General features: G+C 57.6%; 8 protein-coding genes, 1 pseudogene and 1 riboswitch. Of the genes and pseudogenes, 4 read left to right on the top strand and 5 right to left on the bottom strand.

Annotated features, from left to right (window positions below):
- Positions 1-200: 200 nt before the first annotated feature.
- The 3 genes from HG264_RS18265 to HG264_RS18275 all read right to left on the bottom strand — a co-directional run bounded on the left by HG264_RS18265 (position 201) and on the right by HG264_RS18275 (position 5,482).
- Complete coding sequence (locus HG264_RS18265; RefSeq protein WP_169408934.1) at positions 201-1,259, bottom strand: ribonucleotide-diphosphate reductase subunit beta; 1,059 nt, start codon at positions 1,257-1,259, stop codon at positions 201-203.
- 115 nt (positions 1,260-1,374) lie between these two features.
- Positions 1,375-4,125 (bottom strand): ribonucleoside-diphosphate reductase subunit alpha, encoded by a 2,751-nt coding sequence (locus tag HG264_RS18270; protein WP_169408935.1) that lies wholly within the window; start codon positions 4,123-4,125, stop codon positions 1,375-1,377.
- 196 nt (positions 4,126-4,321) lie between these two features.
- A riboswitch (cobalamin riboswitch) is annotated at positions 4,322-4,509 on the bottom strand.
- Positions 4,510-4,582: 73 nt separating this feature from the next.
- Positions 4,583-5,482, bottom strand: coding sequence for a LysR family transcriptional regulator (locus HG264_RS18275; protein ID WP_169408936.1), 900 nt, complete (start codon positions 5,480-5,482; stop codon positions 4,583-4,585).
- 105 nt (positions 5,483-5,587) lie between these two features.
- Here HG264_RS18275 and metE point away from each other — a divergent pair, with 105 nt between their 5' ends.
- Complete coding sequence (gene metE, locus HG264_RS18280) at positions 5,588-7,864, top strand: 5-methyltetrahydropteroyltriglutamate--homocysteine S-methyltransferase (protein ID WP_169408937.1); 2,277 nt, start codon at positions 5,588-5,590, stop codon at positions 7,862-7,864.
- Positions 7,865-8,082: 218 nt separating this feature from the next.
- Here metE and HG264_RS18285 read toward each other — a convergent pair whose 3' ends face one another.
- The gene (locus HG264_RS18285; protein ID WP_169408938.1) at positions 8,083-11,319 is read right to left on the bottom strand and encodes a type I restriction endonuclease subunit R; all 3,237 of its coding nucleotides are present in this window, start codon (positions 11,317-11,319) and stop codon (positions 8,083-8,085) included.
- Between the two features lie 327 nt (positions 11,320-11,646).
- Between HG264_RS18285 and HG264_RS18290 the strand changes: the two genes are divergently transcribed.
- From HG264_RS18290 to HG264_RS18300, 3 genes and pseudogenes are all read left to right on the top strand, one after another.
- Positions 11,647-11,886, top strand: coding sequence for a ribbon-helix-helix domain-containing protein (locus HG264_RS18290; protein ID WP_169408939.1), 240 nt, complete (start codon positions 11,647-11,649; stop codon positions 11,884-11,886).
- A complete protein-coding gene (locus HG264_RS18295) occupies positions 11,886-12,296 on the top strand; it encodes a putative toxin-antitoxin system toxin component, PIN family (RefSeq protein WP_169408940.1) in 411 nt (136 codons plus the stop codon). The genes HG264_RS18290 and HG264_RS18295 overlap by 1 nt, the downstream gene beginning before the upstream one ends.
- A 270-nt stretch (positions 12,297-12,566) precedes the next feature.
- Positions 12,567-12,742, top strand: a pseudogene (locus HG264_RS18300) (helix-turn-helix domain-containing protein); the annotation flags it as partial.
- Positions 12,743-12,949: 207 nt separating this feature from the next.
- Here HG264_RS18300 and rhuM read toward each other — a convergent pair.
- Positions 12,950-13,951 carry a RhuM family protein gene (gene rhuM / locus HG264_RS18305; protein ID WP_169408942.1) on the bottom strand — a complete coding sequence of 334 codons (1,002 nt, stop codon included), beginning with the start codon at positions 13,949-13,951 and terminating at the stop codon, positions 12,950-12,952.
- Between the last annotated feature and the right edge of the window lie 84 nt (positions 13,952-14,035).

Consider the following 14,035-nt stretch of genomic DNA (forward strand, 5'->3'; position numbering starts at 1 on the left):
CCAACAAAATACCCCACAACCTGGAAAGGTGATTGGGGTATTTTTTTGTCCGGAATTTCAGGTGCCGATACGGTCGCGTTTCAGCTAGATGCGCAGAAGCCCCGCTGGGGGCTTCCGTCGCGTGAGATGGAAGTCCCAGTCAGCGCGAGATCACGCTGCCGTCATCCAAGGTTCCCTATCCAGGTACCAATCGTCGGCTATCACCAGTCTAGCTGCGCGCTCGTCTGATATTCGATCACCCGTGTTTCGAAGAAATTCTTTTCCTTACGCAGAGTGGCCTGTTCATCAAGCCAGGGTGATACGTTCTTCGCACCTGGGAAAGGTTCTTTCAGGCCCAGGGTCCTTGCGCGGCGGTTGGCCACAAAGCGGAACTGTTCGCGGTGATACTCGGCAGAGTAACCCAGGATGGGGTCGCGCAGGATGTAGTTGGCATAGGCGGTTTCGGCTGCATCTGATTCTTCCCACATCTCCTGTACAGCCCTGAGATCCAGGGTGATGTTCTCTTCCTCAATGATCTGATTGACCACCTTCAGGCCGAAAGAGAAGTGCATGGCCTCGTCCCGCAGAATGTACTGCAGCTGTTCGCCGGTCCCTCGCATCAGGCCCCGCCGTTGGAGCGCGAAGATGGGACTGAAGCCGTTGTAGAACCAGGTCCCCTCAAATACGGCGGCGAAGAAAAGATAGGACATGATGAATTCATGCAAGTCCTCCCGGTTGCGCAGATTAAGGTCACTGCGCATAGCGGCGTCCAATCGACGGTTGGCCATCTGGATTTTGCCGTAGATTTCGGGCACCACGCGGTAGCGGTTGTAGATTTCACTCTGGTCCAGGTTGAGAGTTTCGATGCAGTGCTGATAAGCCCAGGTGTGCATCGCTTCCTCATACACCTGTCTTGCCTGGTAAATCTGTAATTCCGGAGCGCTCATCTTTTCCATCACGGCCAGGCCGATGTTGCGCATGGCCAGGATGTCGGAGGTGGTGAGATAGGCCAGGACATTCTCGTAGACGTGCTTTTCCGCGGGGTTGAGGCGGTGGTGGTAGTCGTGAACATCCTGGGCCATGTTCACATCCAGGGGTGTCCAGTGATTCTTGTTGGCGTTCATGAGATATTCCCAGGCCCAGGGGTATTTGAATGGCGCCAGCTGGTTGATGTCAGTCTCGCCATTGATGACGCGTTTGTCATCAGCGTTGACCGGGGCTGGGCCTTCAGTCCGGGTGGTGGTTGATCGAGTGTTTGGTTCGTCGTCCCAATTGAGCATTGTCGTTGCCTTCTCTTGTCTGGCCAGCAGAATTCGGTGTCAGGACCGGACCAGGTAGTGTTTGCCGAAAAGCGCTACCCGGCCCGTTCGTCGTGCTTTAGTGATGAGCCGGCGCTTACTGGCATGCCTCACAGTCAGGCTCGTCTATCGAACACACCTGCGGTTGTGGCGCGGCGACCGGGGCCGTTTTTTCCGCGCCGGTGGCGCCAAGGGAGCGTAGGTAATAGGTGGTCTTCAGACCGCGTTCCCAGGCCAGCTGATACAGGGCGTCCAGTTTGCGGCCGTTGGGTTCTGCCATGTAAAGGTTCAGGCTCTGGCCCTGATCGAGCCATTTCTGCCGGCGGGCGGCTGCTTCCACCAGCCACCTTGCATCGATTTCAAAGGCGGTGGCGTAGCGGGCCTTCAGTTCAGTCGGGATACGGTCGATTTGCTGAACGCTGCCGTCGAAGTATTTGAGGTCGTTGACCATGACGTTATCCCACAGGCCTTCGGCCTTCAGGTCGCGGACCAGTGATGGGTTGACGACGGTAAACTCGCCGGAGAGGTTGGATTTGACGAATAGGTTCTGATACGCCGGTTCGATGGACTGCGAAACGCCCACTATGTTGGAGATGGTCGCGGTGGGAGCGATTGCCATGACGTTGCTGTTGCGCATGCCATGTCTGGCGATGAGCTCCCGCACCGGGGCCCAGTCAAGTCGAAGGCTGGTGTCGACACTCAAGTCGCCGTCGTTGCGGTATTCCTTGAGCAGGTTCAGGGAGTCGATAGGCAGGATGCCTTGATCCCACAGGGAGCCTGGATAGCTCTCATAAGCGCCACGTTCTGCGGCAAGCGTGGCGGAGGCGCGGAGAGCGAAGTAGCTGAGCTGTTCCATCGCGACATCAGCGAACTCTACTGCTTCCGGGCTGGCGTAGGGCACACCCAGTTTATAGAGCGCATCCTGAAAGCCCATCAACCCAAGACCCACCGGGCGGTGCTTGAGGTTGGAGTTTCTGGCCTGGGGTACGGCATAGAAGTTGATGTCGACGACGTTATCAAGCATGCGTACCGCCGTAGTGACAGTCCGCTCCAGCCGTTGGACATCCAGCTCGCCGTGCTGCACATGGGCCGCCAGGTTGACGGAGCCGAGGTTGCACACAGCGATTTCATCGTCGCTGGTGTTAAGGGTGATTTCGGTGCACAGGTTGGAACTGTGTACTACGCCGCGATGTTGTTGTGGTGAGCGTAGGTTGCAAGGATCCTTGAAGGTAATCCAGGGATGGCCTGTTTCGAACAGCACTGTGAGCATCTTGCGCCAGAGCTGCTTGGCGGAAATCTTCTTGTGGAGACGGATTTGCCCTTGTTCAGCCAGTTTTTCGTAGTGCGTGTAACGCTCTCGAAAGGCATTGCCGTATAAGTCGTGCAGGTCGGGCACATCGCTGGGGGAGAACAGGGTCCACTCCCGGTCTTCACGCACGCGCTCGATCAGCAGATCCGGCACCCAGTTGGCAGTGTTCATATCATGGGTGCGGCGGCGTTCGTCACCGGTGTTCTTGCGCAGCTCGAGGAATTCCTCGATATCCAGGTGCCAGCTTTCAAGATAGGCGCAGACCGCTCCCTTGCGCTTGCCGCCCTGGTTCACCGCCACGGCAGTGTCGTTGACCACTTTCAGGAAGGGCACGACGCCCTGGCTCTGGCCGTTGGTGCCCTTGATGTGAGAGCCCAGCGCCCGGACCGGAGTCCAATCGTTGCCCAGGCCACCGGCCCACTTCGAGAGCAGGGCGTTGTCCTTGATCGCGCCATATATGCCGTCCAGGTCATCTCGCACAGTGGTCAGGTAGCAGGACGACAACTGAGAATGCCGAGTGCCGCTATTGAACAGCGTGGGTGTGCTGGCCATGTAGTCAAAACTAGAAAGCAGGTCGTAGAACTCGACTGCACGGGCGTTGGGGTCATCCTCCCGCAGGGCGAGGCCCATGGCGACGCGCATGAAGAACACCTGGGGTAGCTCCAGGCGAACCTGGTCCCAGTGCAGAAAGTAGCGATCGTACAGCGTCTGTAGTCCGAGGAAGCCAAACTGCTGGTCTCGCTCCGGTTGCAAGGCATTGCCCAGGCGGTCCAGATCGAAGGCCGCAAGGGCTTCGTCCAGCAACTCGTAACCGATGCCCTCGTGGATAAAGGTATCGAAGGCCTGGGGATAGAACGCTGCCAGGGAGAGGTTGACGGGCAGGTTGAGCGCTCCGGCGACTTCCAGGCGAATCTGCTCCAGCAGTAACCGTGCAGTGACCGCGCTGTAGTCTGGCTCCTGCTCAATGCGGCCGCGGGCGGTCATGATCAGAGCCGATAGCACGCCCGTCTCCTCAATGCCGTCGTAGAGGTTACGTAACGCGTCCTCCACCAGGGACTCGCCGTCGATGCCTTCCAGGCCCTGGGCAGCTTGCTCGACCTGATGCTTCATCAATCCAAGGTCCAGGGGCACGACTTCACCGTCAGCCTTTTTTACGGTTAGGTGAGGGTGCGCCTCTACTGGAGCATCCTGCGCGCGCTGGCGGGCGTGTTCTTCCCGATAAAGCACGTAAGCACGGGCCACTTTCCGTTCGCCGCGTCGCATCAGCGCGAGTTCTACCTGGTCCTGGATGTCCTCGATATGCACTTTGCCGCCGGCTTCCAGGCGCCGGCTTATGGCTTGCATGACCTGAGAAGACACTTCCTGCACGGCACGATTGATATGCGTGGAACCTGCTGCCCGGTCGCCTTCCACTGCGAGAAAGGCTTTGGTCACGGCCACATTGATCTTGGAAAGATTGAACGCCACCAGCGTACCGTTGCGTTTGACGACCTGAAGTCTGGCTGTTGTCGCCGGGGTTTCTGCTAGAGCTGTGGACATGAGTGTCTCCTGTTACAACGCGTTAGGGCTGCTGACTTCGCGTTGCAGAGGAGAAACCCTGGCCGGAGGACGTATGCAAGAAAATACCGCGGCGATCAGATCTCCTGCTCGATCCCAGGGGAAGGGCAGGGCGATGCACCGACGATACAAACCATTCGTGGCCAAAGAGTTCTCTGCTTACCTTATGGACGCGAAGGCGCAGTACTTTGTCCAGGGCAGGTCTTCGGACTCAGGGGCGTGAACCGGTCAGGCTCGGCCTCGCGGGCGACTTCCCGGCGTTAGCCAGTGTCGTGTTGCCCGCTCGTTCCCCAATACCGCTGCGCGTCAGTTCCGGATTCTCACCGGATTCCCTACTACCAAGGGATCTCGTTAATATCTCTATATATGGTAGTGCGCCAAGGACATAGGCACTATATACAGCCAAGCTTTCGTCGGCAACCATAAAATACCGTGACTTTCAGGCGTCTCCCGCGCGGGCGCTTAGCGAGGCTATTTCGATAAAGGCACGGGTGTGCTGGTCATGCAGATCGTGTGTTCTGATCCCCAGATTGATGTGCTTGTGAATACCCTGCACCCCGAGCCGCACCGGGGCAATGCGCAGCGTCTCGGTGTATTCCTCCACCAGCCACAATGGCAGCGTCGCGACCCCACGGCCGGCGGCTACCATCTGCAGCATCATCTCGGTGGCTTCCAGCACCTTATGCTTTTTGGGCAGGCAGTTGGCGGGCAGCAGAAACTGCTGAAAAATGTCCAGACGATCAATTGCCACCGGGTATGTATAGAGGGTCTGGGTTGCCACCTGGTCGGGGGTAACCCAGTCCAGTCCGGCGAGCGGGCTGTCACGGCCGACGACCAACACCTGTTCATAGGGAAACACTGGCACGAAGTGAATGCCTTGCCGGCGGATAGGGTCCGGGGTTACCAGCAGGTCGATATCGTGGTTGAACAGTGCCGCCATACCACCAAACTGGAATTTCTGGGTCACGTCCACATCCACACCCGGCCAGCGGGCCAGGAACGGATCCACCACCTTGAGTAGCCATTGATAGCAAGGGTGGCACTCCATGCCGATATTGAGTGCGCCCCGATCCCCCCGGGCGAACTGCAACAGGCGCTCATCTACCCGCTCCAGTTGGGGCAGCAGCCGGTTGGCCTCGCGCAATAGATAATCGCCAGCTTGGGTCAACTTCAGACCACGACCTTCCTTCAGCCAGAGGGGGGTGCCCAGTAACTGCTCCAGCCGGGTGATCTTATGACTAAGGGCAGATTGGGTCAGGTGCAGTGCGCGGGCGGCGGCGGTAAGCGAGCCCTGACGTTCTATTTCCCGCAATATTTTGAGGTGGCTTCGTTCGATCATGATTAATTATGAATCTGTGTCATGGACTGGTGATATTTAACCATTTTTCGTCATGAGATACCGCCGCTATGCTCATCCCCGTTACCGTTTAACAGGAGCATCACTGTGGCAAAGGCACATAACCTCGGGTTTCCCCGCCTCGGCACCCGCCGGGAATTGAAGTTCGCGCTTGAAGACTATTGGAGGCAGAACACTACCGCGGATGATTTGCTGACGTCGGCCGCCGCGCTGCGGGCGCAGAACTGGGAGATCCAGGCAGACCTGGATCTGGTACCGGTAGGCGACTTTTCACTGTACGACCATGTGCTGGACATGAGCTTTACCCTCGGCCACCTTCCGGAGCGCGTAAGGCAGCTAAAGGGCACCGAGCTGGATCATTATTTCCGCGTTGCACGGGGCCGTTCCCCCGCAGATTGCGGTTGTTCCGGCGTCGCGGCCGGCGAGATGACCAAGTGGTTCGATACCAACTATCACTATATTGTCCCCGAAGTTTGCGGCGATACCGCTTTCCTGCTCAACAGCCAACGGCTGGTGGACCAGATTGCCGAGGCCCGCAGCGCCGGTGTCACACCCAAGCCGGTGATCATCGGCCCGGTCACCTACCTGTGGCTGTGCAAGGCCCGGAGCGGCTATGACCGATTGCAACTCCTGCAGAACCTCCTTCCCGTGTATGGGCAGCTGCTGGAGCAACTGGCTGATTCAGGCGTGGACTGGGTGCAGGTGGATGAACCCATCCTGGTCACTGAGCTGGACGCCGACTGGAAGCTGGCCTTCGAAACCGCCTACCACCATCTGAAAGGTAGCCGCGCGAAATTGCTGCTGACCACCTATTTTGGTGTGCTGGGCGAAAATCTACAGCAAGCCTGCAATCTGCCGGTCGCCGGTCTGCATGTGGATGCCGTTCGCGGCCGGCAGGAGGTTAACGCGCTGGTCGATTGGCTGCCGTCTCATAAAGTGTTGTCCCTGGGAGTGATCGACGGTCGCAATATCTGGAAGACCGACCTGAATGCTTTGCTGGAGTGGCTGGCCCCTATTCACGAAAGGCTGGGGGATCGCCTGTGGCTCGCTGCCTCATGTTCATTACTTCATGTTCCGGTAGATCTGGAACTCGAAACCGAACTCGACCCGGAAATTCGCAGCTGGCTTGCCTTCGCCGTCCAGAAGCTGGACGAGCTCCGGTTGCTGCGATCCGCCCTCAACCACGGCACCGATGCGGTGGCCGAACAACTGGCGGCCAATGCCCGCGCCATCGCCAGCCGGAGGGCTTCCACGCGCGTCCATAACCCGACCGTGAAACAGCAGGTTCAGGCCATCACCTCCGATCTGGGCGAGCGTCGGAGCCCTTATCCTGTACGGGCCGAGCGACAGGCCGTCGCGCTGCAGCTGCCACGCTACCCGACCACCACCATCGGCTCCTTTCCGCAAACCACCGATATCCGTAAAGCGCGACTGGCCTACCGTAAACAGGAAATCAGCCACGAACTCTACGTCTCCACCATGAAAGGAGAGATCGAACGTGCGGTGCGGGAACAGGAGAAGTTGGGGCTTGATGTTCTGGTGCATGGCGAGGCCGAGCGCAACGACATGGTGGAATATTTCGGTGAGCAACTGGAAGGTTATCTGTTCACCCGTTTTGGCTGGGTACAATCCTACGGCTCGCGCTGCGTCAAACCACCTATCCTGTACGGCGATGTCCAGCGCCCCAGCTCCATGACTCTAGACTGGACCGTCTACGCCCGCTCTCTCACAGACAAGCCGCTGAAAGGTATGCTCACCGGGCCGGTGACCATACTCAACTGGTCCTTTGTGCGCGACGACCAGCCGAGGCGCGACACCGCGCTACAGCTAGCCCTGGCAATCCGCCAGGAGGTACTGGATCTCGAAGCCGCCGGCGTCAATGTCATCCAGATTGACGAAGCGGCCCTGCGCGAGGGGCTGCCCCTGCGACGTTCCCAGTGGCAGGACTATCTGGACTGGACCGTGGACGCCTTTCGCATTACCGCAAACGGCGTCAGGGATACCACCCAGATTCACACCCACATGTGCTACTCGGAGTTCAATGACATTATCCGGGACATTGCACGTATGGATGCCGACGTGATCACCATTGAAACCTCCCGTTCCGCCATGGAGCTGCTCGACGTGTTCGAGGAATTTCACTACCCCAACGAGATTGGCCCTGGGGTCTACGACATCCATACCCCGAACATTCCGACAAAGGAACAGATGGTGGCGTTGATGAGCAAAGCGGCGGAACGCATACCGGCCGAACGCCTGTGGGTTAACCCCGATTGCGGCCTGAAGACCCGTCGATGGGAGGAAGTTCTTCCAGCCTTGGAGAATATGGTCGCGGCTGCGCGGGAATTAAGGGGCATAGCGTGAGGGCTGGTCTCGCTCAGTTTCGCAGGCAATCACCACAGGAGAACATTTAGGGGTTGGCTGTACACGCTCGCCCTCTGGGCAGGCGTGTTGCGGAAGGCAGGCCGAGCGTTCCCATGACAAGCGTTCAGGCAGCCCGCGTTGGCTGCTGGAAAATCGTCATCGGATCGGCTTCCCGCAGAGCAATGGCGGGATGCCTATGTCTCATGCACGGGCCGTGACTAGCCTGCGGTTAACACTGCCCGATGCTTCTTGAAGTTCTCCGCCTGCTCGAATATCTCCTTGTACACCTCATCCTGGGCCACCGGCGGGTAGCCGTGGTCCGCCAACACCAGGATCAGCTCGACCTTCAACTCAGCTTTTATGTCTGCCCGCTGATTCCAGTCGGTGTAGCGCACCTTGTCGTCCACCACCTTCTTCACTGCAGTGGCGAGGGTCAGCAGTTTGTCTTCGGGGTAAGTGAAGTTGTACTGGAAGGCCAGCTTCTTGAGGATGTCGTAGAAGGCTTTTTCCTCAATATCCACTCCGAGGTCGGCATAGGATTGCTGCTCGTCTTTCAGAGCATGAATCAGGTCTACGAACTCGTTGGTAATGTCGTCCCAGACTTCGCCGACATAGAGCGTATCGTCCTTGCGCTCATTGTAATGATCCACCAGCCTGCGAAACTGCTCCGCAAAATCCACGCCCTTGGCCTTGTTGATCTTCCTGAAGTCCTCGATAGCCTTGGCCAGCAGTTGCTGCAATAGCTTGATGCGCGTATTCGGCAGCTTGATCTTCTCGATCTTCGCCAGATAGTCATCGTCGAAGATATCCATCTCGCCCGCGCCGTCATCGCCCAGCTTGAAGATTTCCTCCACGCCGTCTGCCTTCAGCGCCTCGGCGACCATCTCGCGCACCCGCGCATTCATCTGCGCGATATCCGGCGCGTTGCCCCTGGTCAGCTTGAAGACAATGGAGCGCACTGCGAGGTAAAAATGGATCTGGTCGCGCTCGCCCTGGCTGACGCCCTCCGAGCCGCAGCAAATGTCATAGGCCGCCTTCAGGCGTTTCACCAACGCCATGAAGCGCTTCTCTATCTTGTCGGTGATCTGGGCATACTCCGCCGCCCTATTCAGGCAGTTGAGCTGCTCCAGCGGGCTGCCGGTGTAGTAGAGGCGGGCGTCGAACTGATGAAACAGCTTGTTGAGCAGATCCAGGTGGTCCTTCACCACGATGATCGACTGGTTGATCTCTTCGATGTTCTGCTGGTCGGCCTTGTTGTAATGCGCCAGCGCCAGGTTCATCTGCTTCTTGATGCCGATGTAGTCGACTACCAGACCCTTTTCCTTGCCCTGGAACTTGCGGTTCACTCGGGAGATGGTCTGGATCAGGTTGTGGCGCTGGATCGGCTTGTCGATATACATGGTATCTAGGAAAGGCACGTCGAATCCGGTCAGCCACATGTCGACGACGATGGCGATCTTGAAGTTGGACTTGGCGTTCTTGAACTGGCGGTCCAGCTCCTTGCGGTATTCCTGCGTGCCGAGCATTTCGTAAAGCGCTTTCTCATCATCTTTGCCGCGGGTCATGATCATCTTGATCCGCTCCATCGGCTTGATTTCCTTGCGCTCCTGCTCGGTCAGCTCGACGCCTTCCTCGGCCGCCAGCACCTCATTCCACTCGGGGCGCAGCGCCACCACCTGTTGCCAGAAGGCATAAGCGATCTCGCGCTTGCTGCACACGAACATCGCCTTGCCCTTGAGCGTTGAGCCTTCTGCCACGCGCTTTTCATAGTGGTGCACAAAGTCGATGGCCAGCGCCTGGATGCGATCCGGGTCGCCGAGGATGGCGCTCATGTTGGCGCTGGCCTTTTTGCTTTCCTCGATCTGGTATTCGCTGGTGCCGTCTTCGGCACACTGGGCGTAATACGCCTCGATTTCCTTGAGCTTCTCGTTATCCAGCAGCACCTTGGCGGCGCGGCCTTCGTAGACGATGCGCACGGTGATCTCGTCCTTCACCGACTCGGTCATAGTGTAGCTATCGACTACCTCGCCGAACACATCCAGCGTCGCGTCAATCGGCGTACCGGTGAAGCCCACATAGGTGGCATTGGGCAGCGAGTCGTGCAGGTATTTGGCAAAACCGAAGGTGCGCTTAACGCCCTTGTCGGTCACCCGCACCTTCTGGTCCAGATTTACCTGGCTGCGGTGCGCCTCGTCCGAGATAACGATCACGTTGGTGCGCTCGGTCAGAAGCTCCGTGTCTTCAGTGAACTTGTGGATGGTGGTCAGGAATACGCCACCGCTGTTGCGGCCCTTGAGCAGTTCACGCAGATGCGCGCGGCTTTCCACGCTGACCACCGTCTGGTCGCCAATGTAATTCTTGGCGTTGGTGAACTGGCCCGCGAGCTGGTCGTCCAGGTCGGTACGGTCGGTGATCAGCACAATGGTCGGGCTGCCGAACTCCACGCTCTTCATCAGCAGACGGGTGAGAAACAGCATGGTGTAACTCTTGCCGCAGCCGGTCGCGCCAAAGTAGGTGCCGCCTTTACCATCGCCCAGCGGCTTGCGGTGCAGGCGGATGTTCTCGTACAGCCTGTTGGCCGCGTAGAACTGCGGGTAGCGGCAGGCGATTTTCTCCTGCTTGCGGGACACGTCCGGGAAGTAGATAAAGTGCCGAATCACCGCGCGCAAGCGATCCGGGTGAAACAGCCCCTCGATCATGGTGTGCAGAGCGTTGATGCCATCCTGCTCGATGCTCTCGTCACCCGTGACCTTGCGCCAGGTGTAGTAGAAATCGTAAGCCGCGAAGACCGAGCCCATGCGCGAGTTCACCCCGTCGCTGATCACGCAGAGGGCGTTGTATTTCATCAGCTCGGGAATGGAGCGCACATAGCGCCTGGTCAGCTGTTCCCAGGCTTGAAAAATGGTCGCGTCTTCCCGCACAGCGCTCTTGAACTCGAACACCACCAGCGGCAGGCCGTTGATATACAGAATCGCATCGGGGATGCGCTTCTCGGTGCCTTCGATGACGAGCTGATTGACCAGCCGATAGATATTGCCGGTGTGGTAATCCGCGCGGGGCTCCACGACCAGAGTTTCTACCTCGCCCTCGATCGGCACGCGCTGTTCGGGCAGGCCGCTGTAGTCGATCAGCTGAATGTAGAGGTCTTTCTGGCTGTGCTGCGAGTGCTCGCGCTTGAGCAGAAAACCGTCTGCCACGCGCTTGTGAATGGTCTTGTTGGAGTCATACAGATCCAGCGCTGGCAGGCTGTCTAGCTGCTGGATGACCGATTCGATCTCGCTCGCCGTGATGTTGTCGGCAGCATACTGCGTAGCCAGAAACTGGCGCAGATCATCCTTGATGAGGACTTCGCTGTTGCTGGCGCGCCGGATGCTGTCGCCAGTGAAGTGCGGATAACCCTGCTGCGCCAGCAAATCGATAATTGCCTGCTCCAGCTTGGCTTCGTTGAAACTCATCGGGTACTCCCTTCCTCAATGACGGCAGTTTCGGTCAACATCTCGCCCAATAGTGCCAGCATTGCCCCCAGCGGCCAAACGTTGGCGCTATTGAATACCGGTCAGCCATTGGTTCGATACAGATTCGAGCAGGGCGATCTGTTGTTGATGGCGGGCTGCATTGGTTGCGAGCTTTTCTATATTCATCAGCTTCCAACGTACAGCAGGTAACTGCGCTGCGGCGGGCTCATCAAATTGGCTATTCGCTGCGCGGCCAAAAGCTTGAATGGCTATCTATGATCGATGTATAAACACATAAGCGCATAAACACACATTTGGGAGAGTTCGATGGATACCGTTCGCTGGAACGTAGCTGTCTCGGCTGACACGGATCAGTCCCTTCGTATGTTTCTGGCCAGCCAAGGCGGCGGTCGGAAGGGTGATCTATCTCGTTTCATCGAGGAGGCAGTGCAAGCACACATACTGGAACTGACTGCGGAGCAAGCTAAGGCCTCGAACTCGCATTTGAGTGAGGCAGAATTGGCCGAGGCGATTGATGAAGCGCTCCAATGGGCACGTGAACGCTGATGCGGGTGGTGTTGGATACAAATATCCTGTTCAGTGCTCTGATTTCTCCCCACGGCGCACCTGATACGATTTATCGCGCCTGGCGAGCGGCGCGATTCGAGATGGTCACCTCGCAGGCGCAGCTCGATGAAATCCGTAGAGCAAGCCGCTACCCCAAGCTCCAGAACGTTCTTCAGCCTGCCAAAGTTGGAGCCATGATTAACAATCTGCAGCGAGCAGTAGTGCTGGAGCGACTGAAAATTGAGGTCGAAGCCACGGATCCAGATGACTCGTTCTTATTGGCCATGGCACTGGCAGGTGAAGCGGATTATCTGGTCACCGGTGATCGGCGCGCAGGCCTGCTGCAACGTGGGCACATCGAACGCACACGGATTGTCACGCCTGCCGTATTCTGTTTGGAAGTGCTTTAACCTCGACTTTTCTTTTTGTCTCTACTTTGTTGATGCCTACATATGAGTGGGGGCTTTTGCACCGTTTCGTGGTCTTGACAAGCGAGGTATTCAATAAACAAGCGCAATCTGTTCGACGAGATGATGCAGGGCGTCGATGAGATGGCGGCGCAGCGGGAGGCAAAATCCCCTTGCTCAGGTGACTGTCGAAAACCGACCCGCGCCCGAGGTAACGGCGGATGTGAAAAATTTTCATCTGATCCCAGTTTTTATTCGGTGACTGTCGCAGGCAGGCCCGCGCCCGAGGTGACGGCTGAGAGATCGTCGCTCTGAGAAAGAAAATGAAGATGTCACAACGGGTTTTCGCCATGCGCATACGAACCAGTGCTGAGACGCTGCGCAACTGGGAGCAGGACAAGTCCAAGCCGAACGCCCAGGCGTCGCTGCTGATAAAGCTGGTCGAGTAGTACCCTGATATGGTTGATCGTCTGGCTAGTGTCTAAACGTTTAACGCAGTCTGAGTCCCGTAAATGAAGGTGAATTGTGGGCGTCCCGTGTCAGCATCAGAAACAATAATCCTGCGGTACTGATCGTATCGAGTTTACTTTTTCCACGATAGTCATACCCAAAGTATTGATTTTCCTCTTGGCATAAACTCGCGAATCGCTGGAGGCTTACCTGGCGGCAGAGGTCGGGGTGCTCAGCATATTCATGATCAGGCGAATCAGCGTTTCTTTCTGTTTCGGGTCGGACTCGGCAACCAGCAGTGTCAACGCCGCCAGGCCGGTGTCGTTGATTATCGGCTGGCCGCTGGTATTCAGTAGTCTGCCGTTGCGGTGCAGAAAGTCTACAAACAGAAAGGCGCCGCTGCGCTTGTTGCCGTCGGCGAAGGGGTGGTTTTTCACCACGAAATAGAGCAGATGCGCAGCCTTGCTTTCCACGGTAGGGTAGGCCGGTTCGCCAAATACGCTCTGATCCAGGTTGCCGAAAATACCGGCCAGTCCAGCTTCGCGCACCTGGGCGAACAAGGCCGTCGCTTCACCGCGTGCCATCAGTTGCTGCTTGAGTTCACCCAGCGCTGCCATCGCTTCATCTGCGCTGGGCAACTTGCCGCCGGACTCACCGTCGGGCTCTTCCAATAAGCCCTCATCGTAGCGCTGCAACCACAGGAAGGTCTGGGTATAGCGCGAGACAATGTCTACCAGCCCGCGCCCGGCATCGCCGCTCAGCTCGGGGCTCTGTGCGGCTTTCTGAATCAGCTTCAGCGCCTGTTCCAGTTCGGGGGCATTTTTTTCGAAGCGGGTTTGACTCAATGCGTAGCCGTGCGTCAGGTATTGCCGCAGAACCCGCGTAGCCCATTGGCGGAATCGGGTGGCCTGGGTGGAGTTCACACGGTAGCCCACTGAGATAATGGCATCGAGGTTGTAATGCTTGAGACTTCTACGTACCTGCCGCTTGCCTTCCTGGCGAACTACCGAGAAATCCTCGGTAGTTGCAGGCTCATCCAGCTCCTGCTCGCTAAAGATGTTCTTGAGGTGGAGGCTGATGTTGTCAGTCGAGGTAGCAAATAGTTCAGCCATCTGGCTCTGACTGACCCAAAGGGTGTCGCTGTATAACTGAACTTCTACCTGATTGTCGTCGATCTGGTAAATTTCGATCTGCTTGTCGGTGGTCATCGGCTGTCCTGCCTCGTTAGTGCATGATGATTGGGTTCGCTGTGGCGAAACCGATCACCCGCCTGAGGCGTATGAACCTGCCAT

The sequence above is a fragment of the Pseudomonas sp. gcc21 genome, from assembly GCF_012844345.1.
Taxonomy (GTDB): Bacteria; Pseudomonadota; Gammaproteobacteria; order Pseudomonadales; family Pseudomonadaceae; genus Halopseudomonas.